This is a genomic window from Bradyrhizobium sp. WSM2793, from assembly GCF_000379585.1.
Lineage (GTDB): Bacteria > Pseudomonadota > Alphaproteobacteria > Rhizobiales > Xanthobacteraceae > Bradyrhizobium.
The window spans coordinates 33,428-59,139 of the sequence record NZ_KB902781.1 but is presented as its reverse complement, the minus strand read 5'-3'; the positions used below and the strand labels follow the sequence as shown (position 1 = coordinate 59,139).

23 protein-coding genes are annotated in these 25,712 nt (G+C 65.1%); 9 read left to right on the top strand and 14 right to left on the bottom strand.

What is annotated here, in order from left to right; translation table 11 throughout:
• Window positions 1-32: 32 nt before the first annotated feature.
• Window positions 33-1,400: a flippase gene (locus A3AS_RS0116775; protein WP_018318735.1), complete on the bottom strand. Its 1,368-nt coding sequence runs from the start codon at window positions 1,398-1,400 to the stop codon at window positions 33-35.
• A 127-nt stretch (window positions 1,401-1,527) separates the two neighbouring features.
• Complete coding sequence (locus A3AS_RS0116770; protein WP_018318734.1) at window positions 1,528-2,367, bottom strand: protein-disulfide reductase DsbD domain-containing protein; 840 nt, start codon at window positions 2,365-2,367, stop codon at window positions 1,528-1,530.
• A gap of 142 nt (window positions 2,368-2,509) precedes the next feature.
• Between A3AS_RS0116770 and A3AS_RS0116765 the strand changes: the two genes are divergently transcribed.
• Window positions 2,510-3,154: a YqgE/AlgH family protein gene (locus A3AS_RS0116765; protein WP_018318733.1), complete on the top strand. Its 645-nt coding sequence runs from the start codon at window positions 2,510-2,512 to the stop codon at window positions 3,152-3,154.
• A 220-nt stretch (window positions 3,155-3,374) separates the two neighbouring features.
• On the opposite strand, the gene A3AS_RS0116760 is transcribed toward A3AS_RS0116765, so the two are convergent.
• Together A3AS_RS0116760 and A3AS_RS0116755 are read right to left on the bottom strand one after the other, a co-directional pair.
• Window positions 3,375-4,262, bottom strand: coding sequence for a TauD/TfdA family dioxygenase (locus tag A3AS_RS0116760; protein WP_018318732.1), 888 nt, complete (start codon window positions 4,260-4,262; stop codon window positions 3,375-3,377).
• 97 nt (window positions 4,263-4,359) lie between these two features.
• The gene (locus A3AS_RS0116755) at window positions 4,360-5,139 is read right to left on the bottom strand and encodes an SDR family NAD(P)-dependent oxidoreductase (RefSeq protein ID WP_018318731.1); all 780 of its coding nucleotides are present in this window, start codon (window positions 5,137-5,139) and stop codon (window positions 4,360-4,362) included.
• Between the two features lie 97 nt (window positions 5,140-5,236).
• Here A3AS_RS0116755 and A3AS_RS0116750 point away from each other — a divergent pair, with 97 nt between their 5' ends.
• Together A3AS_RS0116750 and A3AS_RS0116745 are read left to right on the top strand one after the other, a co-directional pair.
• Window positions 5,237-5,974 (top strand): SDR family NAD(P)-dependent oxidoreductase, encoded by a 738-nt coding sequence (locus A3AS_RS0116750; protein ID WP_026202063.1) that lies wholly within the window; start codon window positions 5,237-5,239, stop codon window positions 5,972-5,974.
• 131 nt (window positions 5,975-6,105) lie between these two features.
• Window positions 6,106-6,477, top strand: coding sequence for a CsbD family protein (locus A3AS_RS0116745; protein WP_018318729.1), 372 nt, complete (start codon window positions 6,106-6,108; stop codon window positions 6,475-6,477).
• A 191-nt stretch (window positions 6,478-6,668) separates the two neighbouring features.
• Here the strand turns inward: A3AS_RS0116745 and A3AS_RS0116740 are convergent, their stop codons facing one another.
• On the bottom strand, window positions 6,669-8,384 hold the full coding sequence (locus tag A3AS_RS0116740) for an SGNH family hydrolase (protein ID WP_018318728.1): 1,716 nt from the start codon (window positions 8,382-8,384) through the stop codon (window positions 6,669-6,671).
• Between the two features lie 171 nt (window positions 8,385-8,555).
• A complete protein-coding gene (locus A3AS_RS0116735; protein ID WP_179738171.1) occupies window positions 8,556-9,941 on the bottom strand; it encodes a lytic murein transglycosylase in 1,386 nt (461 codons plus the stop codon).
• A gap of 220 nt (window positions 9,942-10,161) precedes the next feature.
• Here A3AS_RS0116735 and galU point away from each other — a divergent pair, with 220 nt between their 5' ends.
• Window positions 10,162-11,037, top strand: a complete 876-nt coding sequence (gene galU, locus A3AS_RS0116730) for a UTP--glucose-1-phosphate uridylyltransferase GalU (RefSeq protein ID WP_018318726.1) — start codon at window positions 10,162-10,164, stop codon at window positions 11,035-11,037.
• 194 nt (window positions 11,038-11,231) lie between these two features.
• Here the strand turns inward: galU and A3AS_RS0116725 are convergent, their stop codons facing one another.
• The gene (locus tag A3AS_RS0116725) at window positions 11,232-12,728 is read right to left on the bottom strand and encodes a diguanylate cyclase (RefSeq protein ID WP_018318725.1); all 1,497 of its coding nucleotides are present in this window, start codon (window positions 12,726-12,728) and stop codon (window positions 11,232-11,234) included.
• A 156-nt stretch (window positions 12,729-12,884) separates the two neighbouring features.
• Between A3AS_RS0116725 and A3AS_RS0116720 the strand changes: the two genes are divergently transcribed.
• Window positions 12,885-13,148: a hypothetical protein gene (locus A3AS_RS0116720; RefSeq protein WP_026202061.1), complete on the top strand. Its 264-nt coding sequence runs from the start codon at window positions 12,885-12,887 to the stop codon at window positions 13,146-13,148.
• A gap of 340 nt (window positions 13,149-13,488) precedes the next feature.
• Here A3AS_RS0116720 and A3AS_RS0116715 read toward each other — a convergent pair whose 3' ends face one another.
• Window positions 13,489-16,365: an EAL domain-containing protein gene (locus A3AS_RS0116715; RefSeq protein ID WP_018318723.1), complete on the bottom strand. Its 2,877-nt coding sequence runs from the start codon at window positions 16,363-16,365 to the stop codon at window positions 13,489-13,491.
• A 139-nt stretch (window positions 16,366-16,504) separates the two neighbouring features.
• Window positions 16,505-17,503, bottom strand: a complete 999-nt coding sequence (locus tag A3AS_RS0116710; protein WP_018318722.1) for an NAD(P)H-quinone oxidoreductase — start codon at window positions 17,501-17,503, stop codon at window positions 16,505-16,507.
• Window positions 17,504-17,612: 109 nt separating this feature from the next.
• Between A3AS_RS0116710 and A3AS_RS0116705 the strand changes: the two genes are divergently transcribed.
• Both A3AS_RS0116705 and A3AS_RS0116700 read left to right on the top strand, forming a co-directional pair.
• Window positions 17,613-17,804, top strand: a complete 192-nt coding sequence (locus A3AS_RS0116705) for a DUF1192 domain-containing protein (protein WP_018318721.1) — start codon at window positions 17,613-17,615, stop codon at window positions 17,802-17,804.
• Window positions 17,805-18,377: 573 nt separating this feature from the next.
• Window positions 18,378-18,887, top strand: a complete 510-nt coding sequence (locus A3AS_RS0116700) for a DUF1465 family protein (RefSeq protein ID WP_018318720.1) — start codon at window positions 18,378-18,380, stop codon at window positions 18,885-18,887.
• Between the two features lie 222 nt (window positions 18,888-19,109).
• Here the strand turns inward: A3AS_RS0116700 and rpmE are convergent, their stop codons facing one another.
• The gene (rpmE, locus tag A3AS_RS0116695; protein ID WP_007599895.1) at window positions 19,110-19,337 is read right to left on the bottom strand and encodes a 50S ribosomal protein L31; all 228 of its coding nucleotides are present in this window, start codon (window positions 19,335-19,337) and stop codon (window positions 19,110-19,112) included.
• A gap of 197 nt (window positions 19,338-19,534) precedes the next feature.
• Here rpmE and A3AS_RS0116690 point away from each other — a divergent pair, with 197 nt between their 5' ends.
• A complete protein-coding gene (locus tag A3AS_RS0116690; RefSeq protein ID WP_026202060.1) occupies window positions 19,535-21,385 on the top strand; it encodes an ABC transporter ATP-binding protein/permease in 1,851 nt (616 codons plus the stop codon).
• A 93-nt stretch (window positions 21,386-21,478) separates the two neighbouring features.
• Here the strand turns inward: A3AS_RS0116690 and A3AS_RS0116685 are convergent, their stop codons facing one another.
• The 4 genes from A3AS_RS0116685 to A3AS_RS0116670 all read right to left on the bottom strand — a co-directional run bounded on the left by A3AS_RS0116685 (window position 21,479) and on the right by A3AS_RS0116670 (window position 24,426).
• Window positions 21,479-21,694: a hypothetical protein gene (locus A3AS_RS0116685; RefSeq protein WP_020508691.1), complete on the bottom strand. Its 216-nt coding sequence runs from the start codon at window positions 21,692-21,694 to the stop codon at window positions 21,479-21,481.
• A gap of 88 nt (window positions 21,695-21,782) precedes the next feature.
• Window positions 21,783-22,229, bottom strand: a complete 447-nt coding sequence (locus tag A3AS_RS0116680) for a GNAT family N-acetyltransferase (protein WP_018318717.1) — start codon at window positions 22,227-22,229, stop codon at window positions 21,783-21,785.
• Window positions 22,229-23,257 carry a peptidoglycan -binding protein gene (locus tag A3AS_RS0116675; RefSeq protein ID WP_026202059.1) on the bottom strand — a complete coding sequence of 343 codons (1,029 nt, stop codon included), beginning with the start codon at window positions 23,255-23,257 and terminating at the stop codon, window positions 22,229-22,231. Before A3AS_RS0116675 ends, A3AS_RS0116680 begins: the two co-directional genes overlap by 1 nt.
• Window positions 23,258-23,403: 146 nt before the next feature.
• On the bottom strand, window positions 23,404-24,426 hold the full coding sequence (locus tag A3AS_RS0116670) for a flagellar motor protein MotA (RefSeq protein WP_026202058.1): 1,023 nt from the start codon (window positions 24,424-24,426) through the stop codon (window positions 23,404-23,406).
• A 168-nt stretch (window positions 24,427-24,594) separates the two neighbouring features.
• On the opposite strand from A3AS_RS0116670, the gene A3AS_RS0116665 reads away from it, so the two are divergent.
• Window positions 24,595-25,614, top strand: coding sequence for a cyclopropane-fatty-acyl-phospholipid synthase family protein (locus A3AS_RS0116665; protein ID WP_018318714.1), 1,020 nt, complete (start codon window positions 24,595-24,597; stop codon window positions 25,612-25,614).
• Window positions 25,615-25,712: the final 98 nt, after the last annotated feature.

Genomic DNA, 25,712 nt, shown 5'->3' with positions numbered 1-25,712 from the left:
GGGGAGCGAGCAATGGCGGCGCTCTGTAGTACCTATTTACCAAACGCCAGCACGTGCAGCCCCAGCCGCTGCCGCACGATCCAGAACAGCAGCACCGTCTCGAAGGTAAGCGAGATCGAGGTCGCGGCCGCGGCGCCGTGGCCGCCGTAGCGCGGCACCAGTGCGATGCAGAGCATGAGGTTCATCACGAAGGCCAATGCATAAGCGAGCGCGCAGATCTTCTGCTGGCCGAGCATGTTGAGCAGCCGCTCGACCGGTCCGATCGCAGAGCGCACCACGAGCCCGATCGCCGCGACGAACATGATGTCGTAGCCGACCACGAATTGCGGCCCGAACAGCCAGAGTAGCGGGTTGCCGAGCGCGAGCAGCACGATGGTCGCCGCCAGCGACGGCCAGAACGTCCAGTTGATCGCATGTGTCACATAGGCCGACAGGCGTGCCTTGTCGCCGCTTGCGTTGTATTCGGCGAAGCGGTGCGCCGTCGTCGCCGACATCGCGTAGTGGATGAACGAGACCAGCGCCAGCGTCTTCACCACCGCGAAGTAGACGCCGACCTCGTCGGAGGGGCGAAATTGCTGCAGCACCAGCACGTCGGTATAGGACAAGAGCAGGTAGAAGCTTTCGACCAGCAGGATCGGCAGCGAGACGGCGAGCCAGCCGCCGATGTCATAGGTCTTGGGGCCGGGCGCGACATGGCCGGCGAGCTTGCGGTTCAGCACCACCATCTGCCCGGTCATCGCGATCCACACTGCACCGGCGCTCGCAACCATCGCGGCGACGGCGCCGAGATGATAGCCGAGCAGAAAGGCGATAGCCGTAATTCCGATGATCAGCCCCTGGCGGATGATGAATTGCGGCATCAGGCCGAGCTGCATCCAGTCATGCGAGCGCGCGATGCCGTCCTGGGTGTTGGCGACGACGAAGGCGGGTAGCGTCATGCAGCCGATATAGAGCGGCAGCTCCTCGGCCGGGTCGATCCAGGGCGACAGCAGCCTGACGACGCCGGCGAGGGCGAGCGAGACCAGCGTGGACACCGCAAAGGTCAGCCAGCGGCTGCCGGAGAGAAAGCCGCGCAGCAACGCCTGCTCGCCGCTGGCGCGATACTCTGGAATGATCTTCTGCGCCGAGGCCGAGATGCCGAAATCCATCATGCTGCCGAGCAGCAGCACCCAGGTCCAGACATAGACGTAGATGCCGTAGTCGGACGTTCCCATCCAGCGTGCGAGCAGCACCTGTGAGACATAGGCAAGGCCTGCGCTGATGACGCGGATGATGAAGATGGTGCCGGCCAGCCGCCGCGTCAGCGATGCCTCGCTCGGGCCGCCCGTCAGCCTGGCCCGCAGCCGCGCGATCAGCCCGGCCGGTCCGGTCGTTGCAGGTTCTGCATCCATCACGGCCACGAAAAGTCCCCGGTCTTCCGCATGCCGCAGGCTTGCTGCGGTGGCCCTGGGGCTTAGCAACCATTCGTTAAGATTCGGTTGGGTGGCGTTCCATACTCGGTGTCGTCCCGGACGAGCTAGCCGGCACTCACTCCAAATTCGTATTGAACTCGTACGCCTTCTCGGGCCCGACCAGCGTGAATTTCAACGCTGCGCCATCGGGCTTGGCGCCCGGCGGCAAGCCGTCGAGCTCGAACGAAAAACGCTTCACGCCAGCCGGGCTGTCTTTGACCGGAGCTGGAATCGGCAGCGCCCAGTCGGGCGTCGGACCCTCCACGAACAGGTTGACGTTGCCCGGGTCCGGCGTCACCACGTCGACCACCACATTCTTGGGTCCGTCGCGCTTGACGTCGCGGATGGTGAGGGGATTGGGATCGCCGATATTGGCGGGCTTGGGCACGGTATCGAGTGCCGCACGCAGATTGGCATCCTCGGTCGAGGCCACGCTGTTGAAGCCGAGCTCGGCACTGGCCTCGACCGGAATGCAGAGCTTTTCGCAGACCGCGTAATTGATCTCTGCTCGCAGGGTCACGGGTTTGTCGGCCGCCTTGGCGACGATGCGCAGGGGGAGCACGATCTGGTTGTGATAGCCGATCGAATGGCCGCCGGCGCCGTCGTCGAATTTCAGCGGCGCAGGCCACATCACCGTCACCGCCTCGACATTGTCGGATTTGGAAAAGTCGAACCGCGGCGGGACGCCGGAATCTCCGGGGGAGCGCCAATAGGTCTTCCACCCCTGCTGGAGCTGGATGGCGATACCGCCGAGCAGGACGGCGCCGCTGCGCGATCCCGCCAATAGCCGCACCGCGGAATGTCCGTCGCGCTGCCATGGCGAAGCGTCATCGGCACGGGCTACGATGGCCAGCGACGACGCAAAAAGGGTTGTCGCGACGCCAATCGCCGCACGCAGGGGAACTCTTGTGAGCATAGCACGTCTTTACAGGGTCGCCCTGAGGCAAACCATTGAATTGCTTGTGATGGATGCACTGGAATTGCGTCTCTGCAAGCCTTGATTTGACAGCAGCCCGGCCCGACATCAGGATAGGAATTGAAACCGGAGTGCTTAACCGATGGCTCCCACAGGCAAGAGGACGGGCGAAAGCACCCGCAGCGCGGGACCCATGCTCCCTAATTCGGCCGGTTATCTCGACGGCCGGCTCTTGATCGCGATGCCCGTGATGGGCGATTCCCGCTTCGAACGCTCGGTGATCTATCTCTGCGCCCATTCGGCGGAGGGAGCGATGGGCATCATCGTGAACCACCCGGCCGGCAGCATCGACTTCCCCGAGCTCCTGGAGCAACTCGGCATCATCAAGAAGGGCGAGCACATCAAGCTGCCCGAGAATGCCGAAAGCATGAAGGTGCTGCGCGGCGGTCCGGTCGACACCGGGCGAGGCTTCGTGCTGCATTCCAGCGACTTCTACATCGAGAACGCGACGCTGCGGATCGACGACGGCGTCTGCCTCACCGCGACCGTCGACATCCTACGCGCGATCGCCAACGGTTCCGGCCCCAAGCACGCCATTCTCGCGCTCGGCTATGCCGGCTGGGCACCCGGCCAGCTCGAGACCGAGATCCAGAGCAACGGCTGGCTGCATTGCGATGCGGATGCGGATCTGATCTTCGGTGACGACGTCGACGACAAGTACGGACGCGCCCTGCGCAAGATCGGCATCGATCCCGGCATGCTCTCGAACGAAGCGGGACACGCGTAGGTGCTTTAGTCGCTACCGCGACATACTCCGCGGTGGTGCCTCATCCTCCGCTGTCGTCCCGGACAAGCGCGCCTCAAGCGCGCGTAGATCCGGGACCCATACTCCCAGGCTGATGTTTAAGGCAGGCCGGTCACTCCGAGTCTTCGCCAAACCACGTTTTGTGGTGATGGGTCCCGGATCTTCGCTTCGCTCGTCGGGGACGACAGCGGAGATTGCCGCGCTACTCCGCCGCCTGCTGCTGCACCGTCGGCTCCGTCCCCGCCACCGTTGCGCGGCGCATGTCGCGAGGCTGCGACTGGTCGTAGCGGCGGACGCGGTGCATGGTCTGGCGGTTGTCCCACATCACGAGGTCATGCAGTTTCCATTTGTGGACGTAGACGAATTCGGGCTGCGTGGCGTGCTCGTTGAGGTCGCGCAGCAGTAGGCGTCCCTCCGGCACGCTCATGCCGACGATCTTGCCGGCATGGGATGACAGATACAGCGACTTGCGGTGATGCACGGGATGCGTCCGCACCAGCCTTTGCAGCACCGGCTTGAACATCTCCTTCTCCTCGTCCGTGTATTCGGTGAAGCCGAGCGATCCCCGCGAATACATCAGCGAGTGCTCGCAGACGAGATCGTCGATCTCCGCCTTGGTGTCGTCGTCGAGCGCATCATAGGCAGCGCGCATGTCGGCGAATTCGGTGTTGCCGCCCTTGGGGTTCACCACGCGCGCCGACAACAGCGAGAACTTTGCAGGGATAGGCCGGAACGAGCTGTCGGAGTGCCACAGGCAATTGCCGAGGTTGAACAGATTGGCGCGGCTGTCCTTCGGCAGCGGCTTGCCGTCCTTGCCGAGATTCGAAACATCGTTCAAGCCCGAGTTGAGGCGGTGTTCGCTGGCCTTGGTAATGTTGCCGCCACGCGCATCCTCACGCTGACCAAAGTTCAGCGCAAAAGCCATCTGCTGCTCGTCGGTGATGTCCTGGTCGTGGAAAACCAGCACGGCGTATTTGTCCATGGCGGCCTCGACCTCGCGCGCCTCGACCTCGGTGAGGGGCTTTCGCAAATCGAGGCCGGAAACCTCGCCGGCAAAGTGCTTCTGAAGCTGCCGGATGGCGATCGTCATGGCGTTTTCTCCCGCATGTGCGAGCGGTTGGTCCCGCTCTGTCGGCGAAAAAGCTACTCCCGCACTCGCCGTTGTCAACGCTCGGCGCGCATGGCACTCACGCATTCCGTGCCATCAACCCGCCGTCGACCGGGATCACCGCGCCGGTGAGGAAGGATGCCGCCGGCAGGCACAGGCTCAACGTCATATGCGCGACCTCTTCAGGGTCGCCGTAGCGGCCAAGCGCGGTGCGACGCTTGGCATAGATCGTCTTGTGCTCCTCCGAGATCCGGTCGGTGATCCCAGTGCGGATCGGACCCGGGCAGATGCAATTGACGGTGATGCCCTCGCGGCCGAGCTCGACGGCGAGCGAGCGCGTGAGGCTCGCCACGCCGCCCTTCGCTGCCGAATAGGGGCTGTGCAATGCGGTGGCGCCGAGCGCCTCGGTCGAGGCGATGTTGACGATGCGCGGGCTCTTCGATTTGCGCAGGTAAGGCAGTGCGGCGCGGATGATGCGCGGATGCGCCGTCAGCATCACGGCGATGCCCTTTGCCCAGGCGTCCTCATAGGCCTCGTCGTCGATCGCGACGCGTACGGAGATGCCGGCATTGTTGACGACGATATCGAGCCCGCCGAAATGTGCCGCGACATCATTCACCACGCGCCTGATCTCGGTGCCATCGGCAACGTCGAGCTTCCAGGCTTTTGCCGAGCCGCCGCTTGCCGCGATCTCCGCCGCGACGGCGAGCGCGCCTTGCTCGTCATAGTCGGTGACGGCAACGTTCGCGCCCTCCGCGGCGAACAATTGCGCGGTGGCGCGTCCCATGCCGCTAGCCGCGCCGGTTACGAGAACGGTCAGGCCCTTCACGGACCGGCTGAGCCGTTTGAACTCGGACATGCTGTTTCCTCGCGCCCTGCTTGTTCTTGTTATGATTGACAAGGCTGGCATCGATCCGCAGACAGGTCAAACAAGCAAGACAAAAGGGGAGGCCGCGATGGCGAACGAGCTCGATTTCTCAGGTAGGCAGGTGCTGGTGGTCGGCGGTTCCAGCGGTATCGGCAACGGCATCGCGCAAGCGTTTCGCACGAGGGGCGCGCATGTCGCAGTCTGCGGCACGCGTGCGCAGCCAAAGGATTATTCGATCGAGGAAGGTTCTGATCTCACGGGCCTGTCTTACGCGCAGCTCGACGTCAGCAACCCCACTGCGATCGAAGCGTTCAAGCCGTCCTTCGATCGGCTCGACGTGCTCGTGCTGGCGCAAGGCGCGGTGCTCTATCGCCGCGGCGAGTTCGAGATGAGCGGTTTCCGCAAGGTGGTCGAGGTCAATTTGATGAGCCTGATGGCCTGTGCGACGCGATTTCATTCCATGTTGCGGGATTCGAAGGGTTCGCTGATCATGGTGTCCTCGACCGCGGCCTATCATTCCACCATGGGCAATCCCGCCTATAACGCCTCGAAGACCGGTGCGGTCGGATTGACGCGGACACTGGGCGAAGCCTGGGCGGAGGACGGCATCCGCGTCAACGGCATCGCGCCGGGGCTCGTCGACACCAAGATGACCAAGGTGACGACCGACAATCCCAAGCGGCTCGAAGGTGCATTGTCACGCATTCCGCTGCGGCGGCTGGGCACGCCGGCCGACATGGCGGGCGCGGCTCTGTTCCTGGCTTCGCCGCTGTCGTCCTATATCGTCGGACAGACGCTGGTCGTCGATGGCGGGCTCATCCTTTAGCTGGCCCGTAGCCCGGATTACGCTGCGCTCGATCCGGGCTACACACTTTCGTAGGAGCTACACTTTCGCAAACACTTGGAACTGGGCCGCGCCTGATCGGTTACTTCGGCTGACCACCGAGGAGGATCATCATGGACACGGATCGGATTGTTGGATCGGCCAAGGAATATGCCGGACGCGCGGAAGGCGCGATCGGAGACATGGCAGGCGATGCGAAGACGCAGGCGTCGGGCAAGGCGCGGGAAGCCGCGGGCACGGTGCAGAATCTCTACGGCCAGGCCAAGGATGCCGTACGCGAGGCCGGCGAGACGGCGGCCGACTACGCCAAGGACGCCTACGACAACAGCGGCGAAACTCTTCGCGATGGCACGCAAGCATTGTCGAAGAAGGTGCAGGACAATCCGCTCGGCGCGCTGCTGGTCGCCGGCGGCATCGGTTTCGCGCTCGCGCTTCTGATGTCGCGTCCCGCACGCCGTCCGCCGCCGTCGCGCTGGCGCTATTAAAAGGCTAGTCGCCGAACGCCTATCACTCGTGCCCCGGACGCGATGCAGCCTAGGCGATGCGTAGCATCGTCCGGAAACGCTGCATCGCTAAGCCGGGGCCCATCTTTTGTGAATGCCGCACGAATTGGGTCCCGGCTCTGCGCCTCCTCACCAAGAGGCGCCGCGTCGCATCCGCGACACGAGACCTTACCTTACCGGAACATCTCGGCCGAGCGGCCGACGTTACCCGGCGGACGCGGGACCCCGGGATTGGGATTCGGATTGCGCGGCCCGGGCGCCGGCGTCAGTTGACGCGGCGGCGGTGGCTGCGGAGAGCCGAAGCCGAAGAAATCGCGGAATGAGGGCGTAGCCTGTGCCGGTTGCTGCGGTGGGACCGGCGGCTTCTTCGGCGCAAGTTTCGGCGGGGCGATCGCGGCGGCGGCTCCCGGCGCGGTGGGATTGGCGACGCCGCCGTCGGGCGTCGTTGCGGCCATCGGCGTATCGCCCTTGGCCTGCTCGCGGCCGACTTCGCGGCGCGGCCAGGCATAATCGTCGGCGCGGCCGGCCGGAGCCGCCAGCGGCTCGCCCTTCACCATTGTCTTCGCAGCCAGCGCATCGACGGCGGCGGGACGCGAGCCCGGGCCGCCCAGCAACTGATCGGTCGAGATCGAGGCTGCAACCAGCGGCACGATCGGCCCCGCCAGCGGCCGCGGTGCGGGCTTGCCGGGCTCGGCGCTGGTGTCGGGCGTCGCCGGCTCGCTCGGCAGCGCGATCGGGCCGGAGCGTCCTGCCAGCAGACGCGTGATTTCGCGCTCGACATAATGCGCGAGCTTGCGCGCGCCGGGCTTTGTGAAGAAGACGCCGTCAGAGCTGCGGAGCTGACGGATCTGGCCTTCGAAGTCAGGACCCTTCTGGAGGAAGCGGCCGGCCTCGTCGACAAACCCGTCCCAGACGTCGACATAGGTAATGCCGGCCTTGGCCGCGCCTTCGCGATAGAGCGAATCCAGGAACAGCATGTCCGCCGTGCCTTTCTGCCCGCGGATGGCGGGAAGGCCGACCCACAGCACCGGCACGCCCTTGGCCTTGAGGACGCTGGCGAGCTCCTCGATCTTCTTGCCGTAGAGCTCGACCCAGCGATCGTCGCGGAATTCGTAGAGGCCGTTCGGATTGCGGGCCGTCTTTTCGGGCGCCGCCGCCGGCGCGTCGGCGTTGTCGGCGTCGTCCTGCGGCAGATCGGCATCGGCAGGCTTGTCGTCGGGCTTGGCGGCGGTGTCGTTGCCGGGCTTGGCGTCCCCCGGCTTCGCTGGCTGTTTGGCGCGCGCGCCCTTGTCGTTCTTCTTGTCCTTGTCTGCGGCGGCCTTGTCCGTCTTTTCGGCGACGGGCTCGCGGATCGCGCTGCGGTCGTTGAGGCCCAGCATGACGACGATCACGTCGGGCTTCTCGGTCTCGAGGATGCCCCTTGCGGCAGTCGTCCAATCCGCGGGCTCGCCGCGCGGCTGGTACTTGATCAGGCCGGACGTGGTCTTGTGCTTGCGGATCACGCCCATGTCGGGCTGCTCGGTGTAGGCGTCTTCCAGGCCATAGGCGAGCCAGTCGGCCATGGCGTCGCCGATCACCAGCACGTTCTTCTCAGGGATGGTGTCGCGCTTGGCTGGCGCCGGCGCGCGCGAAAAATCCTGGCGCGGCGCCTGCGGCTGTTGCTGCTGGAACGGCGCGAAGAAGTCGCCGCCGAACCAGCCGCCGCCTCCGCCACCGCCCCGCTGTGGTGGCGGAGCCGAACGCTGCGGCGGGCCGCCGAAGCCGGGGAAGTTGAAGAACTGCGCAGAGGCAGGCCCGGCGACCGAGACCAGAATCGCAAGCGCCGTCCCCAGCGCGATCAGCGGGCCGGTCTCGGTCAGCGCCTTGAACAGGGACTTCGGCTTCGACATGCGATCTCGGGCCAGCGCAATGGGGATCGGAGGTAGCTCAATATAATAACGGAATCGGGCGCCAAACGGGCAAATTCCGTTGCAGATTCTTGGGCTCATACACCGGGGAACAGCCGCTTGCGTCAAGGCTGCCTGCCAAAATCCCAGTTCAGGGTTACTTTCGGCGCGATTTTACCGTCCGCGCAGCCGTTCCAGTGCGTCGGAGGAGGCAAAACCGTCCGCGGGCACTCCGATCGAGGCCTGGAAGTTGCGCAGGGCTTCCCGGGTCTGGCCGCCGAACTGGCCGTCCGGGGTGCCCTTGTAGAAGCCGCGCTGGGCCAGCAGTTGCTGCAGCTCCAGCCGCTCGGTGCGGGATAGCTCGCGTTCCTGCCGCGGCCAGGGTTGCACGAAGGGCTGCCCTCCGCGTAGGCGGTCGGCGAAATGGCCGATCGCCAGCGCATAGGCCTCGGCCGGGTTGTACTTCATGATGACCCGATAATTCTGCAGCATCAGGAAGCCGGGCCCCTGCGCGCCGGCCGGCGCCAGCAGATAGGCCTTCTCCGCCGGATGCGGGAACGGCTGGCCCGTCGCCCGCTTGAGCCCGAGCTTCTCCCATTGCGCGATCGTCATCGCCTTGGCGCGGTCGGCCAGCATGTAGTTGAACCCTTGCGGCACCACGACCTCGAAGCCCCAGGTCTGGCCGGCCTGCCAGCCGTCTTTCTTGAGGTTGTTGGCGGTCGATGCAATCAGGTCGGTCGGATTGTCGACGACGTCGCGCCGTCCGTCGCCATCGCCATCGACCGCAAAGCGCTTGAACGCTGTCGGCATGAACTGGGTCGGGCCGAACGCGCCGGCCCAGGAGCCGCGCATCTGCTCCGGCCTGAGGTCGCCGCGGTTGAGGATCTCCAGCGCGGAGAGGAACTCGTCCTTGAAATAGGCCTGGCGCCGGCCGATGCAGGCGAGCGTCGCGGTCGATTGCAGCACGCTGCGATCGCCCATCTGCGTCGAGTAATTGGACTCGATGCCCCAGATCGAGGCGATGATGTAGCGGTCGACGCCAGTGGCCTTTTCGGTGGCGTCGAACTGCGCCTTGTATTTGGCGAGGATCTCGCGGCCCTTGGCGAGGCGGTTGTCGTTCACCAGGATATCGAGATAGTCCCAGATTGATTTTGTGAACTCCGGCTGCGAGTCCATCAGGTCCATGATGCGCAGATCGGGTGAGAGCCCGGCCGTGAAGCGCTGGAAGTTTTCCTGGGTGATGTTGCGCCGTGCGGCATCGGGCCACATCGCCGCAACGCAATTGCTGAAATTGCCGGCGGCCTCGCGGATCGCCGCGGCCGTCATCAGCGGATGGCCGGAAGCCCCGTCCTCGCCGCTCCAGGGCAAGGCGCCGCCGGGGCCCGGCGGGGCTTGCGAGGGCGCAGCATTGGGGCCGGAGAAGATGCCGCCGAACAGATTGGACAGGCCGTTCTGCGCCTGGGCGTGTGCACTGACGGGCAGCAGCAGGACGGCCGCGATCATCGCCGCGCCGGTCACGGATCCCGCCCGTCTTGCCTGCCTAGCCACCGATCGCGTCATGTCCCACCCATCGGCCCTTCCAAGAATCTGCCATCAGGAGGCCCGGTTACGGTTGCCAATAGCTTAACAAAGGTGAAATTTTGGTGACGGCCTTTTTCTTAACTCTGCGCGGATGAGGCCCCACATCCGCCTTTGTTGGCGGCTGCAAACAGGCTAGCAAGATGCCATTGCTCCGTTCCCAGCCTCGTTCCCATGTGCCCCCAGGTATTCGAACAATCACATGAAAATTCGCAAAGCCGTATTCCCCGTCGCCGGCCTCGGCACCCGTGTCCTGCCCGCCACCAAGGCGATGCCGAAGGAAATGCTGACCATCGTCGACAAGCCGCTGATCCAGTACGTCTATGACGAGGCGAGGGAGGCCGGCATCGAGCACTTCATCTTCGTCACCGGCCGCAACAAGAACGTCATCGAAGATCACTTCGACCGGATGTTCGAGCTCGACGCGACGCTCAGCCAGCGCGGCAAGAAGGCCGAGCAGGAGATTTTGGCGCAGAACCAGCCCGAAGCCGGCGCCGTCAGCTTCACCCGCCAGCAGGCGCCGCTCGGCCTCGGCCACGCGGTCTGGTGCGCGCGCGACATCGTCGGCAACGAGCCGTTCGCCGTCGTGCTGCCCGACGAGCTCGTGCTCAACTCGCCCGGTTGCCTCAAGCAGATGATCGAGACGGCGTCCACGCTCGGCGAGAAATCCAACCTGGTCGCGGTCGAGGCGGTGCCCGACCATCTCACCCATCAATACGGCATCTGCGGCGTCGGCAAGCGCAGCGGCAAGATGTTCGAGGTCGACGGCATGGTCGAGAAGCCGGCCAAGGGCACCGCGCCCTCGAATCTCTCGATCACCGGCCGCTACATCCTGCAGCCTGAGATCTTCAAGATCCTCGAGACGCAGGAGCGCGGCGCCGGCGGCGAGATCCAGCTCACCGACGCCATGATCGGGCTCGCCAAATCGCAGAAATTCTACGGCGTCGAGTTCGAGGGCGAGCGCCATGATTGCGGCTCCAAGCCCGGCTTCCTCCGCGCCAACATCGCCTACGGCCTGAAGCGCCCGGAGCTGCGTGACGGGCTGATCGCGGAGATGAAGAAGTATCTGGGGCAGTAGTCGCCACAAGCTCCGCCGTCGTCCCCACGAACGCGGGGACCCATACCGCGTGATCCATCGGTCGTGTTCGGTAGCAGTACCGAACGACGAGTCTTCGCCAAACAACTTCCTGTGGTTATGGGTCCCTGCGTTCGCAGGGACGACACCAATGGTGTGGTGGATTGCTTCGCTCGCAACGACGACGAGCGAACCCCTCACGCCACCAGCGACAGCTTCGGCAAGCTCGCAACCACCGACTGATTGCGTCCGCCCGCCTTCGCCGCATAGAGCGCCTTGTCGGCGGCGGCGACCAGGACCGGCCAGTCCATCCCGGCGGTGGGAACGAGGCTGGCGACGCCGCAGGACACCGTCAAGGTCACCTGCTCGTCGGACCAGCCCTGCACCTTGGTGCGGATCGCCTCGGCGACCTTGAAGGCGTCGATGGCTGAAGTATTCGGCAGCAGCACCGCGAACTCCTCGCCGCCATAGCGGGCGGCACAGTCGCCCGCGCGGCTCACCGAATCGGAAATGCAGATGGCGATGCCGACCAGCACCTGGTCGCCGGCCTGATGGCCGAACGTGTCGTTGTAGGCCTTGAAGTGATCGGCATCGATCATCAAGAGCGCGACCGGCGCCTTCTGCCGCATCGCGCGCCGCCATTCGACGTCGATGACGGTATCGAACTTGCGGCGGTTCTTCAGGCCGGTGAGCGCGTCCGTCGTCGCCATCTCTTCAAGCTTGCGCTCGGCCTCGGCACGGCGGCCGATCTCGCGCGCGAGCACCAGCGTCGATCCCAGCACGAACAGCGCGAGCGCCAGCACCACGGCGCCGATGCGAAACGCCTCCTTCTGCCAGAGCGCGAAGACCGCAGCCAGCGGCTTGCCTGCCACCACGAACAGCGGCCCGTTGTCGGCGCTGCGGACATAGAGCCGCGGCGTCGGATCGACCGGGCCCTTTCCCGAATAGGAGGCGCCGATCGGGAGATTGTCGGGCTTCCAGGCCCGCCGGTCGTTCAGGTTCGTACCGATGATGTCGAGATCGAACGGCCGACGCATCATGATGGTGCGGTCGCGCCTGAGCACGGTGATGGTGTCTTCGGGATCGAGGTTCAGTCGCTCGAACAATTCGTGGAAATAGCTGAAGCGGATCGAGCCGGCGACGACGCCGAGGAAACCGCCATCGGTATCGCTGATGCGACGGCTCAGCACGATTGCGTAGGCGCCGCGGAATAGCATCGGGCGGCTGATGAAGAGCCCGGCCTCGGGATTGTCGCGATGAACCCTGAAATACTCCTCCTCGCTGCGGTTCTCGGGGAGGGGATCGAGAGTGGAGGCGTCGATGGCAAGCCTGCCCTCGGCGTCGAACACCTGGATGGCGCCGAAATGCCTCGCCGTCGTCGCATGATCGAACAGGATCAGGTGACGGATCGGCTTCGACACGGTCGCGAGCTCGGGCAGCAGCATGTTGCTGGCGACCGCCTTCAGCGACAGGTCGTAGATCTCGACGTTGCGGCTGACGTCGGACTGGATGGTGGTCGCGAGGTTCTCCAGCGTCTGGCGGGCGAGCGCCTCCTCGCCCCGGCGCATGTCGAGCATGACGTTGACGCAAATGGCGGAAAAGCCGATCACCGTCACCACGGACGAGATGATCAGCAGCTTCGCCGAAATCCGCCACGGCCGGCGGGCCGTGACTTCGCGCCATCCAGACAGCATCGTTTGCTCCCGATCCCTTAGTGGATGCGCCCGAAATCTTGAGTAGTGTTTAAGGTGGAACAGCGCTGCCGTAGTGAGTTAAGAATCGGTTTACGCCGCTCACGGTTTTGGGCAGATCTCCTGCGAGCAGACCCGGTTTCGGACAAGAGGACGGATGTGAACGACTACGACGCGTTGCGCGACTATCTGCTGCGGCAGAAGCAGGCCGAATTCGTCCTGAGCTTCGAACAGATCGAAGAGATCATCGGCGCGGCCCTGCCGCGCGCCGCCAATCGTGCCTCATGGTGGGACAGCCTGCGCAGCCCCGACATCCAGATGCCGCAACGCGAAGCCTGTCTTGCTGCCGGGTTCAAGGCGGTGCGGATGCCGGACGGCCAGAGCGTGCGGTTCACGAAGATGAAGAAGGACGGGCGGCGGTAGCGGCGGAGCACCCGGTCAGGTGGGTGAAGGTCTCTCCATATCCAACAGTATCGTAGGGTGGGCAAAGCGAAGCGTGCCCACGACTTCTGTCGCAGTGCTGGATGGATGGTGGGCACGGCGCAAGTGCGCCTTTGCCCACCCTACGACACTTGCTTCGCATTCGCGACGAGCGAGACGCACATTGATGTGCCCTCGCCCCTTGTGGGAGAGGGCAGCGACGCCAGTAGACACAGGCTCGCTTGGGTGAGGGGTCTCTCTCCAAGGTCTCGAGAGGAGAGAGACCCCTCATCCGGCGCTTCGCGCCACCTTCTCCCACAAGGGGAGAAGGGAAAAGAGAAGCCTAGCTCGCCGCTTCGAGCCGCACTTCGGTCAGCAGCCGCATCGCGGCGTCCGCGTCCATCGGCTCGCCGAAGGCAAAGCCTTGCGCGTATTCGCAGCCCATCTGGTAGAGCTCGACCGCGTCGGAATCGGTCTCGGCGCCTTCGGCCACAACGTCCATGCCGAGGTCGTGCGCGAGCGCGATGATCGACTTCAGGATCACCGGCCGCGTGCCGCGATTGGTCGTGCGCACGAAGGACTGGTCGATCTTGATGGTGTCGAACGGGAAGCGCTGGAGATAGGCCAGTGACGAATGACCGGTGCCGAAATCGTCGAGCGAGAGCCCGGTGCCGAGCTCGCGGATCCGCGTCAGCATCTGCGCTGCGTGCTCCGGATTCTCCATCACCAGCGATTCCGTCAATTCCAGCTTGAGCGTGCCGCGCGCCACCGAGGAGCGCGACAGCACGGTGCGGATGTCGTGGATCAGATCGTGGCGCAGCAACTGCCGCGAGGAGACGTTGACCGAGGCGAAGATCGGCTCGCGCGAGCGCATCGCGCGCTGCCAGATCGAGAGCTGCTTGGCGGTCTGGTCCAGCACGAACATGCCGAGGTCGACGATCAGGCCGGTCTCTTCGGCGATGGTGATGAATTCCGAGGGCGCCATGCGGCCGAGCTTCGGGTGATCCCAGCGCACCAGCGCTTCGAAGCCGGCGACCGAACGATCCTCCAGCCGCACGATCGGCTGGTACAGGATCGTGAGCTCCTGCCGCTCGATCGCGCGGCGCAGCTCGCTCTCCAGCGTCAGGCGATCGGTCTTCCGCGCGCGCATCGCGGGCTTGTAGACGTCGATGCGGTCGCCGCCGATGCGCTTGGAGTGATACATCGCAAGCTCGGCGTCCTTGATGATCTCGTCCGTGAGCTGAACCTGCGGATCAGAAAGCGCGAGACCGATCGACGCCGTGAGAAAAATCTCGCGGTCGTTGAAGGCGATCGGCGCGCGGATGGTCTTGCGGATGGTCTCGGCGAAGGCGGTGATGCGGGCGGGGTCCTGCTCCGAGAGCAGGATCAGGCCGAACTGGTCGCCGGCAAGCCGCGCCAGCGTGTCCTGCGGCTTCAGGATGCGGGTGAGGCGGCGGGCGAGGGTGAGCAGGATGGAATCGCCGACCGCGATGCCGACGGAATCGTTGACCTGCTTGAAGCGGTCGAGGTCGATCACCATCAGCGTCGGGCGCAGCGTCGGCATGGTCTTGGCGAAATGCGCGACCGCGCCCAGCCGGTCCATGAACAGTTTTCGATTGGGCAGGCCGGTGAGGTTGTCATGCACGGAATCGTGCAACAGGCGTTCCTCGGCGTTGCGTAGCTCGGTGACGTCGGTGAGCGTGCCGACCACGCGCGAGACCTCGCCGTCCGAGCCGACCACCGGGCGTGCCTTCAGCGCGAACCACATGAAATGGCCGTCGGGGGTGCGCAGGCGGAAATCCTGCACCAGGCGGCCGCGGCGCTGGTCGAGCACGCTGTCGAGCGCGGCGCGGAAACGGTCCTGGTCCAGCGGGTGCAGCACCTCGAGCCACGAGGCGGCCGGGCCTTCGAGCGTGCCGCGCTTGAGGCCGAGCAGGGCTTCGGTCTCGGGGCTCGTAAAAACCTTGTCGGCGGAAACGTCCCAGTCCCAGATCAGATCGCCGGAGCCGGCCAGCGCCAGGGCGCGGCGCTCGATGTCGGAGACGACGCCGGTGGTGGCGCCGCCGCCGGCAAAGGCGTGCTGCATCACCGTGAAGCCGATCAGCATCACGATCAGCACGAGGCCGCCGAGCAGGGCCGGGCCGACGATGTCGTTGGTCACGGAACCCGCGACCGTCATGCCAGCCGCGACCACCCAGACCACCAGCAGGAACCAGGTCGGGATCAAAAGCACCGCGCGGTCGAAGCCGTGGGTGGAGAGATAGACAATCAGCGCGAAGCCCGCGAAGGCGATCAGCACCAGCGAAATGCGCGCGATGCCGGAGGCCACCGCGGGGTCGAACAGGGCCAGCGCCACCAGCGAGCCCAGGAACGCGAGCCAGCCCACCGTGATGTGCGAATAGCGCACGTGCCAACGGCTGAGATTGAGATAGGCGAACAGAAACACCAAGAGCGTGGCCGCCAGGATCGCTTCACCCGCCGCGCGCCAGATGCGCTCGGCGTTGTTCGACATGTCGAGCACCTTGCCCCAGAAGCCGAAATCGACGCCGATATAGACCAGCACCGCCCAGGCCAGCGCCGCGGCGGCCGGGAACATGATGCTGCCCTTCACCACGAACAGAATGGTCAGCACCAGCGCCAGCAGGCCCGAGATGCCGATCACGATGCCCTGGTACAGCGTGAACGAGTTGACCTTGTCCTTGTAGGCTTCCGGCTCCCACAGATAGAGCTGCGGCAGCTTGTCGGTGCGCAGCTCCGCGACGAAGGTGATGACGGCGCCGGGGTCGAGCGTGACGCGGAAGACGTCGGCGGTCGGGCTTTCCTGTCGCTCCGGCCGGTCGCCGGTGGAGGGCGTGATGGTCGCAATGCGCGACAGGCCGAGGTCGGGCCACAACAGCCCCGAGGAAACGATACGGTAATGCGGCGCGACGATCAGGCGGTCGAGCTGGTCGTCGGTGTTGTTGGCGAGCGCGAACACCACCCAGTTCTGTCCGCCCTCGCGGGCGCGCACTTCGATGCGGCGGACGATGCCGTCGGTGCCGGGCGCGGTGGAGACCTGGATGCGGTCGGCATCGCTGCGCTGATGCTCGAGCACGCCGGTGAGGTCGATCGCGGGCGCGTCACTGCGGACGCTGACGGCGTCGAGCGCGCGCGCGGGATACGCGGCGACAAGAATCATGAGGCCCAGCGCGATGGGCGCGAGGCACCTGATCAGACGCAAGGCCAGTTCTCCGCGTTCGACGCAAACTCTTCAGTGAAGACGATTTCAAACCGAACGGAAGTGGTTCGGTGCGTCGCGATAGATGCCACGAAAGCGAGGAAAATCAAAGGGTTTCCGGCGTCTCCCGTGGGCCGTTGGCCTAGACCTCCAACACAATTTTGCCAATATGTGCGCTCGTTTCCATGCGCCGGTGCGCATCGGCTGCCTTTTCCAGCGGGAAAGTGCTGTCCATCAGCGGTTTGACGCGGCCTTCGCGCAAAAGTGGCATCACTTTCTGCTCGATGGCGGCCACCATCGCCGCCTTGTCCGCATTACTACGGGGGCGCAGGGTCGAGCCGGTGTGGGTGAGGCGCTTGACCATCACCTTGGCGATGTTGACGCTGACCTTGGGGCCATTCAGCGTCGCAATCTGCACGATGCGGCCGTCGACCGCGGCGGCATCATAATTGCGGTCGACATATTCGCCGGCGACCATGTCGAGGATCAGGTTGACGCCTTCCTTGTTGGTCGCTTCCTTGACGACGGCGACGAAGTCCTCGGTCTTGTAATTGATGGCGCGGTCGGCGCCTAACTTGAGGCAGGCGTCGATCTTGTCCTGCGATCCGACGGTGACGAACACTTTCGCACCGAACGCTTTCGCCAGCTGGATCGCCATGGTGCCGATGCCGGAGGAGCCGCCATGGATCAGCAGCGTCTCTCCTGCCTTCAGGCCACCGCGCTCGAACACGTTGTGCCAGACCGTCATCAGGGTTTCCGGCAGCGCGCCGGCTTCCTTCATGGACAGCGCGGGCGGCACGCTCATCGCCTGGGCGTCCTGGGCGATGCAGTACTGCGCATAGCCGCCGCCGGCGACCAGCGACATCACCTTGTCGCCGATCTTGTGCCGCTTGGCATTGCTGCCGACGGCAACCACTTCGCCCGCGATCTCGAGACCGGGCAGGTCGCTGGCGCCGGGCGGCGGCGGATAGGCTCCCGAGCGCTGCGCAACGTCGGGCCGGTTGACGCCGGCGGCCATCACCTTGACCAGGATCTCGTCGGGACCGGGCTGCGGAATGCTGCGTTGTTCCGGCACCAGCACTTCCGGTCCGCCGGGCTTGGATATGGCGACCACGGTCATTTGCGCGGGCAGCTTGTCCATGATGTGTCCTTGGGTGAAGGTGCGGGATGAACGAGGCCCTTGCTTAGCCAGCGTGATCCAAGCTGGCAACCGCCTCAGCATTGTGTGCGCGAACTTTGGAGGAACGAGGATGGCGACGGAAGACGACGACCGCCCGCGCAAGAAGATCAGCCATGAAATCGGGCAGGACCTCTCGCTCTTGTCGGTCGAGGAACTGACCGAGCGCGTCACGCTGCTCAAGACCGAGATCGCAAGGCTGGAAGAAGCCGCTACGAAGAAGCGCGCCTCACGCGATGCGGCGAACAGCTTTTTCAAGTCGTAGGATTTTCACGCCTCTCGTGTCCCGGACGCGGTGCGGCACGCAGTGACGCTCCGCAGAGCCGGGACCCACGTCTCGCGCAGCCGCACCTTCGCGTCCATTCCGGGACGGCGCGCAGCGCCGAGCCCGGAATCCATAACCCCAGGACGTCAAAACGGCGGGCAGAGTTTGTTCCACCCCGCTCGGTCACTGGCCGACATGGCTAACGAACCCTCAAAAAATTCGCTCGTTTACGGTCGATTAAGCTTTCGGGTTTATGACTGGAACTGTCCTCGTTTGGACACCGAGTGGCTCCTGTCCACTCTGTTTGACGCCTCCCTGTTATCAACTTTCAAAGCCGCCGGTCTCCGGCGGCTCTTTTTTTGCGCACAGCGTCTCGAGTGGCGTGGCTACCGCTTCGCGTCAAGAATCCGCATCAAAACAAGAGTCTCCGCCCAGTTGCATTCCGAGGAATGACCCGCGGAAACCATAACCGTGCTTGTCACTGGACTCCGCGTCCCGCCCGCGCAATGATTTGTTCATCATAAGCCGGCGCTAAAGCCGGGCAGTCAAACAGTTGCGTAAGAGGCGTTAACCATGGAACGTTTGCAGGCCGACGGCGCTCTCGTTCAACTCAGCGAGCGGTTCACCAATTCTGCGGCGTTCGGCGTCCTGTTCCGCGAGGGCATGGACCTCGTCGAAGAGACCGCCGCCTATCTCGACGGCGCCGGCCGCACCGAGGCCAAGGCGCTCGACCGTGCCGTCAGCCTCACCTACGCGACCGAGAGCATGCGTCTCACCACCCGCCTGATGCAGCTCGCCTCGTGGCTGCTGCTGCACCGCGCGGTGAAGGAAGGCGAGATGACTTTGAGCCAGGCCAATCGGGAGAAGACCAAGGTCAAGCTCAGCGCTGCCGATCCCGGCCCCACCGACACCATCGAGAAGCTGCCCTCGCAGCTCCAGGACCTGATCCATCGCTCGATGAGCCTGCAGACCCGCGTCCGCCGCCTCGACACCACCATCCACACCCCGCCGGCTGAACACATCGCGATCGGCAATCCGCTGGTGCCACACCTCAACGCGCTGAAGGCGGCGTTCGAGCGGTAAGACTCAATCTCTGACCGTCACCCTGAGGTGCCCGCGTAGCGGGCCTCGAAGGGCGACGGCCCGGCTGTGGCCGTTCATCCTTCGAGGCTCCCGGCGCGATGCGTTGCATCGCGCCACTCGCACCTCAGGATGACGGGTCTGGCAGCGGCGCGAGACCCCCAAAGACAAAAACGCCCCCGGCTCTCCGGGGGCGTTTTTCGTCTCCAGCCATTGCGGGCCGGATCAATCCTTTTTGAGAAAGCCCGAAAACTTCTTCTGGAAGCGCGAGACGCGGCCGCCGCGATCCATCAGCTGGGCATTGCCGCCGGTCCAGGCCGGGTGCGACTTCGGGTCGATGTCGAGGTTCAGCGTGTCACCTTCCTTGCCCCAGGTCGAGCGGGTCAGGTACTCGGTTCCATCGGTCATCACGACCTTAATCGTATGATAGTTCGGGTGAATTTCGGCTTTCATGGCAATTCCTCGGCGCCCCGGCGCCTTCTTGGGTGGCTATCGAATGACGGATTTGGGCGGCTCTATACCTCACGAAACCCGCTAAAACAAGCCACTCCGGGGCGGTGAACCGGGTTTGCCCCTAAGGGACTTCCCGGATTTGCCACTACCCTTGCACCGGCCTATTGGGAGCAAACGAATGCAATGGGTTGGATCTCATGAGCGCAGTGGAACGGCTTGATGACCAGTATGTCGATCGGCCCGGAATGAATGCCGCGGACACCCCGTCGATCGAGGCCGAGCTGATCGAAGAGCCGGCCAAGGGTCGCGCCAAGCTGCGGCCGCTGCTCGCGCTGGCGCCCTATGTCAGCCGCTATCGCGGCCGCGCGGCGCTGGCCTTCGTCGCCCTCACGGTCGCGGCGCTGACCACGCTGCTGGTGCCGGTCGCGGTGCGCCGGATGATCGATTTCGGCCTGACGCCCGAGGGCATCGAGCTGATCAACAGCTACTTCTCGGTGATGCTCGCGGTGGTCGGCGTGCTCGCGCTCGCCAGCGCCGCGCGCTACTACCTCGTGATGACGATCGGCGAGCGCATCGTCGCCGATCTCAGGCGCGACGTCTTCGCCCATCTGCTCTCGCTGTCTCCCGCCTTCTTCGATTCCGCTCGCAGCGGCGAATTGATCTCGCGGCTCACCGCCGACACCACCCAGCTCAAATCGGCCGTCGGCGCCTCGGTGTCGATCGCGCTGCGCAATTTGATGATGTTTCTGGGCGCCGCGGCGATGATGGTGATCACGAGCCCGAAGCTGTCGGGCTTCGTGCTGCTGGCCATTCCCTTGATCGTGCTGCCGCTGGTCGCCTTCGGGCGCTGGGTGCGGCGTCTGTCGCGCAATGCGCAGGACACGCTTGCCGACGCCTCGGCTTATGCGGGCGAGCTGGTCGGCGCGATCCGCACCGTGCAGGCCTACACCAGCGAGCAATTCGCCGAGAAGCGCTTCGGCGGCGAGGTCGAGCAGGCCTATGAGGCCGCGCGCACCTCGACCCAGGCGCGCGCCGTGCTCACCGCCATCATCATCTTCATCGTGTTCGCAAGCGTGGTCGCGATCCTCTGGATCGGCTCGCATGACGTGCTCACCGGCGCGATTTCGCCGGGCCGGCTCGGTCAGTTCGTGCTTTATGCGGTGTTCGCCGCAGCCGGCCTCGGCCAGCTCAGCGAGGTCTGGGGCGAGGTCTCGGCGGCATCAGGCGCGGCCGAACGGCTGTTCGAGATCCTGCATGTGCAGCCCGACATCAAGGCGCCCGCGTCTCCCCGCGCGCTGCCGGTGCCGGCACGCGGCGAGGTCGGCTTCGACCGGGTCAGCTTCGCCTATCCGGTGCGGTGCGACGTCAATGTGCTCGATGCCGTGTCATTCACGGTGCGCCCCGGCGAGAAGGTCGCGATCGTTGGTCCGTCCGGCGCCGGCAAGAGCACCATCTTTCACCTGTTGCTGCGCTTCTACGATCCACGCAGCGGCGTGATCTCGCTCGACGGCGTGGCGGTCAAGTCCGCAGATCCCCGCGATTTCCGCGCGCGCATCGCACTGGTGCCGCAGGAATCGAACGTGTTCGCCGCCAGCGCCCGCGAGAACATCCGCTTCGGCCGGCCCGATGCAACCGACGCCGAGGTCGAGCGCGCCGCCGAGCTCGCGCATGCCGCCGAATTCATCCGCCGCCTGCCCGAAGGTTTCGACACCCCGCTCGGCGAGCGCGGTGTGACGCTGTCCGGCGGCCAGCGCCAGCGCATCGCAATCGCACGCGCCATCCTGCGCGATGCGCCGCTGCTGCTGCTCGATGAAGCCACCTCCGCGCTGGATGCCGAAAGCGAAACGCTGGTGCAGACCGCGCTGGAAGAGCTGATGCGCCACCGCACCACGCTGGTGATCGCGCACCGCCTCGCCACCGTGCTGTCCTGCGACCGCATCCTGGTGATGGACCAGGGCAAGATCGTCGAGCAGGGCACGCATGCCGAGCTCGTGGCCGCGAACGGGCTCTATGCGCGGCTGGCGAGGTTGCAGTTCGAGGGGGCGTGAGGCCCTCAGGGCCGGTTCGTAAGCTATTGACTTTGCTTGCGCCGTTTACTGTGCATGGGGTTGTTTTCGACGTTTTGTCTTGGGCAGGCCGGTTTACCGGCACTTCGGCGACAGCGCAGGCACGTTTGGCCACTGCCAGTTCTTCCAGCTGCCGTCCTCCCCGACGCAGGCCGAGGCTGATGCCGACTCTGTCCGTTCGGAGACCTTGGGCGCAGCAAAACGCTGGTCGACATAGGTGGTCGATAAATATCCGGCGACGATGACGCCCAGAAACACCGAGGAACCCTTGGCAAGATCGCGCAGCCGCATCGATCGCCTCCATTCGCTTGTCATCGCTGACACAACGAATAACCGACCTCGCAGGATCCCTGCGTGACAGGCCTCACGCCCGCCAGAATTACGCCCGCCAGGCCATCTTCAGCACCGGCCGGCCCGAGGTCGGGTTCACATCGTCGCCGGCATGAGCAAAGCCGTTGCGCTCGTAGAAGCGGATGGCGCGGGAATTGTCCTTGTTGACGAGCAGCGTGATGCCTGATGGCGACAGGCGCTTGGCCTCTTCGACCAGCAGCCGGGCTGCGTCCGAGCCCCAGTGATCAGGGTCGACCACGAGCTGGTCGAGATAGCCGTCGCCGTCGATGGTGACGAAGCCGGTGAGGGCACCATTCTGCTCGGCGACGACAATGGACGCCTTCGGCACCAGATCCCTCAGCCAGCGCTCGCGCCACCATTCGAGCCGTGCCGCGAAGTCGATCTGCGGATAGGCCTGCTGCCAGGTGCGATGCCAGAGATCGATCGCGGCGGCTTCGTCGGAGGCCGCGTAGGGGCGGAGGTGGATCGCGCTCACTACCGCTCCGTCAGCTTCAGCTCGATGCGGCGATTGCGCTTGTAGGCCTCTTCCGTGTTGCCGGGATCGAGCGGCTGGAATTCGCCGAAGCCGGCCGCGACGAGGCGCTGGGCGGGTACGCCGAGCGAGACCAGATATTGCACCACCGAGATCGAACGTGCCGCGGACAGATCCCAGTTCGACTTGAAGTTCGGACCGTTGACCGGACGCACATCGGTGTGGCCGTCGACGCGCAGCACCCAGGGAATGTCGCTCGGGATCTTCTTGTCGAGCTCGATCAACGCGGCTGCCAAGGTGTCGAGCTCGGCGCGGCCCTCGGGCAGAAGCACCGCCTGGCCAGTGTCGAAGAACACCTCGGACTGGAACACGAAGCGGTCGCCGACGATGCGGATGTCGGGCCGGTTGCCGAGGATGGCGCGCAGGCGGCCGAAGAATTCCGAGCGGTAGCGCGACAATTCCTGCACGCGCTGCGCCAGCGCCACGTTCAGGCGAGACCCGAGATCGGCGATGCGGTTCTGCGATTCCTTGTCGCGCTTCTCGCTCGCGTCGAGCGCCTCTTCCAGCGCCGCCAATTGCCGCCTGAGCGCGCTGATCTGCTGGTTCAGCACCTCGATCTGGGCCAGTGCCCGCGCCGAGACCGCCTTCTCCGAATCCAGCGCCTTGCCGAGCTCGGAGGTCTTGCCTTGCGCGTCGCTACCGGCGGCAGCGAGGCCATCATAGAGGCCCTTGATGCGGTCGCGCTCGGTCTCGGCCGAGGCGAGACCGGCCTTCAGTTGCGAGACCTGGTCGTCGAGCGTGAGCTTGCCGAGCTTCTCCAGCGACAACAGCTCGTTGAGCTGGGCGATCTTGGCGTTGAGCAGCTCCAGCGCCTTGTCCTTGCCGGTGACCTCCTGCGACAGGAAGAACTGCACCACCAGGAACACCGACAGCAGGAACACGATCGACAGCACCAGCGTCGACAGCGCGTCGACGAAGCCGGGCCAGTAGTTGAAGGCGCCTTCGCTGCGGCGGCCGCGCGCTAGAGCCATGTTGTCCGTCTCCACTTTCGTGTCCCGGACGCGATGCAGCGTGCAACGCTGCTTCGCAGAGCCGGGACCATATTGCCCCTGACGCTGGGCCCCGGCTCAGCGACGCATCATTTCATGCTGCGTCGCGTCCGGGGCACGAGATCGTCTCAGCTCTTTTCCGGCTGGCGGGCGATGCGCTCCAGCAGACGCCGGATCTCGCGGTTCTGCTCGCCCTGGCCGTCGGCCCATTCGCGGATCATCTGCTGCTCGGTGCGCATGTGCGAGACCAGCGCCTGGATGGCTTCGGCAAGGCTCGCCATCGCCGCCGTGGTGCCGCGGCTGGCGCTGCCTTCCTCGAGCACGGAGCGTAAGCGTTCGACCGCGGCCTGGAGCTCGCCGCCGGCGACTCCGCCGCCGCCGCCGGAAGCGACCGCGACCTCGCCGCTGCCATATTCGCGCACCGTGGTGGCGAGCCAGTCTTCCAGGTCGGTGTAAAACCGGTTCTGCGCCTGGCTCGATTGCAAATCGAGGAAGCCGAGGATCAGCGATCCCGCGAGGCCGAACAGCGAGCTGGAGAACGAGATGCCCATGCCGCCCAGCGGGGCTGCGAGGCCCTCCTTCAGCGTGTCGAACAGCGCGCCGGAATCGCCGCCGACCTTGAGCCCGTCGATCACCTTGCCGACCGAGCCGACCGTCTCGATCAGGCCCCAGAAGGTGCCGAGCAGGCCGAGGAACACCAGGAGGCCGGTCATGTAGCGCGAGATGTCCCGGGCTTCATCCAGGCGGGTCGCGATCGAATCGAGCAAATGCCGCATCGTGGTCTGGGTGATCGACATTCGCCCGGAGCGCTCGCCGCCGAGGATCGCCGCCATCGGCGCCAGCAGTTTCGGGTGCCGGGCCGGCGCCAGGCCAGGATCGGCGATGCGGAAATTGTTGACCCAGGAGACCTCAGGGTAGAGTCGGATGACCTGGCGGAAGGCCAGGATGATGCCGATGAACAGCACGCCGCCGATCAGGGCATTGAGGCCGGGATTGGCGAAGAAGGCCTGGATGATCTGCTTGTAGAGCACCACGCTGACCAGCGTGCACAGCACCAGGAAGACCAGCATCCTCACCAGGAAGACGCTGGGTGAGGACAGCTTTGTATACTCGATATCCATGGTGGAGCGGGGCGAGGTGCCTGACGGCATGGCCGGTATCATCCATTCCAAAAGCTTGCTTGCGGCGCGCACTATGGCACAGCGCCGGCCCAAAAAAAGCGCCGGATGCGCCGATTTCGGGGACAGCTCGGGGAACCCGGACCGGAAGCGGGGCTTTGATAAGCAGCTATCTGCAGAGATTCGCCATTCGGGGGGCGCATGAGTGTCGTTTCCGCGATCATCGGGACTGCCGAACGCGTGCCGCTGCCGGACGTCGTGATCCGCGCCGCGATCCAGCGCCTGTGCTCCCGCAGCGCAACCCGCCTCGCCACGCATGACGCGGCCGCCGACGCCGCATTCGCCGGCCGGATGATGCTGCGGCCGATCGCCGAAAACGCTGAGGCCGGGCGTGAGGAGGTGCCCGCGGCGTTCTTCGCCGAAATGCTCGGCCCCAGCCGCAAATATTCCTGCTGCTTCTACAAGACCGATGCGACCACCTTGCAGGAGGCGGAGGAGGAGGCGCTGCGCCAGACGGTCGAGCATGCCGGCCTCGCCGACGGCCAGACCATCCTCGAGCTCGGCTGCGGCTGGGGCTCGCTGTCGCTGTGGATGGCGCGGCAGTTTCCGCACGCCAAGGTGACGGCGGTGTCGACCTCGCAGGCGCAGCGCGCTCATGTCGAGGAGGAGGCGCGGCGGCGCGGCTTGCTGAACCTGCGGGTGGTCACTGCGGACATGAACGTGTTCGCGCCCGACGGCCAGTTCGATCGCATCGTCTCGGTCGAGATGTTCGAGCAGATGATGAACTGGCGCAAGCTGATGTCGCGGCTGCGGTCATGGCTCGCGCCGGATGGGCGCTTCTTCATGCAGATCGTCACCCATCGCTCCGGCTCGCAGCTGTTCGACCGGCTCGATCGCGAGGACTGGATCGCGCAGCACGTCTTCACCGGCGGGCTGATGCCGAGCCATCACCTCGTCAGGCAATTCCACGACATCTTCACGGTCGAGAAGGAATGGTGCTGGAGCGGCACGCATTATCAGCGCACCACTAATGACTGGCTCGCCAATTTCGACACGCATCGGGATGCGATCGAGGCGTCCCTGCGCCAGGTCTATGGCGAACAGACCTGTCTGTGGATGCGGCGCTGGCGCTGGTTCTTGCTCGCTACTTCGGGCCTGTTCGGCTATGCCGATGGAACCGAATGGGGGGTCAGTCACTACCGGATGAAGGCCGCCGAGTAATTGCGATGTTCCGCCGCACACGCGCCGGTGGAACTCCGACTCACAATCAAGTGACACGGCAAAAGCCTTCTTATTTCAATCGTGTAAGCTGTGTGACA

Coding starts and splice junctions, on each gene's coding strand:
- A3AS_RS0116685 (WP_020508691.1), bottom strand. CDS start 21,694: ATGCGGCTGCGCGATCTTGCCAAGGGTTCCTCGGTGTTTCTGGGCGTC.
- A3AS_RS0116710 (WP_018318722.1), bottom strand. CDS start 17,503: ATGGACAAGCTGCCCGCGCAAATGACCGTGGTCGCCATATCCAAGCCC.
- A3AS_RS0116755 (WP_018318731.1), bottom strand. CDS start 5,139: ATGTCCGAGTTCAAACGGCTCAGCCGGTCCGTGAAGGGCCTGACCGTT.
- A3AS_RS0116670 (WP_026202058.1), bottom strand. CDS start 24,426: ATGCCGTCAGGCACCTCGCCCCGCTCCACCATGGATATCGAGTATACA.
- A3AS_RS0116770 (WP_018318734.1), bottom strand. CDS start 2,367: ATGCTCACAAGAGTTCCCCTGCGTGCGGCGATTGGCGTCGCGACAACC.
- A3AS_RS0116665 (WP_018318714.1), top strand. CDS start 24,595: ATGAGTGTCGTTTCCGCGATCATCGGGACTGCCGAACGCGTGCCGCTG.
- A3AS_RS0116760 (WP_018318732.1), bottom strand. CDS start 4,262: ATGACGATCGCCATCCGGCAGCTTCAGAAGCACTTTGCCGGCGAGGTT.
- rpmE (WP_007599895.1), bottom strand. CDS start 19,337: ATGAAAGCCGAAATTCACCCGAACTATCATACGATTAAGGTCGTGATG.
- A3AS_RS0116735 (WP_179738171.1), bottom strand. CDS start 9,941: ATGACGCGATCGGTGGCTAGGCAGGCAAGACGGGCGGGATCCGTGACC.
- A3AS_RS0116690 (WP_026202060.1), top strand. CDS start 19,535: ATGAGCGCAGTGGAACGGCTTGATGACCAGTATGTCGATCGGCCCGGA.
- A3AS_RS0116745 (WP_018318729.1), top strand. CDS start 6,106: ATGGACACGGATCGGATTGTTGGATCGGCCAAGGAATATGCCGGACGC.
- A3AS_RS0116765 (WP_018318733.1), top strand. CDS start 2,510: ATGGCTCCCACAGGCAAGAGGACGGGCGAAAGCACCCGCAGCGCGGGA.
- A3AS_RS0116705 (WP_018318721.1), top strand. CDS start 17,613: ATGGCGACGGAAGACGACGACCGCCCGCGCAAGAAGATCAGCCATGAA.
- A3AS_RS0116740 (WP_018318728.1), bottom strand. CDS start 8,384: ATGTCGAAGCCGAAGTCCCTGTTCAAGGCGCTGACCGAGACCGGCCCG.
- galU (WP_018318726.1), top strand. CDS start 10,162: ATGAAAATTCGCAAAGCCGTATTCCCCGTCGCCGGCCTCGGCACCCGT.
- A3AS_RS0116700 (WP_018318720.1), top strand. CDS start 18,378: ATGGAACGTTTGCAGGCCGACGGCGCTCTCGTTCAACTCAGCGAGCGG.
- A3AS_RS0116725 (WP_018318725.1), bottom strand. CDS start 12,728: ATGCTGTCTGGATGGCGCGAAGTCACGGCCCGCCGGCCGTGGCGGATT.
- A3AS_RS0116675 (WP_026202059.1), bottom strand. CDS start 23,257: ATGGCTCTAGCGCGCGGCCGCCGCAGCGAAGGCGCCTTCAACTACTGG.
- A3AS_RS0116750 (WP_026202063.1), top strand. CDS start 5,237: ATGGCGAACGAGCTCGATTTCTCAGGTAGGCAGGTGCTGGTGGTCGGC.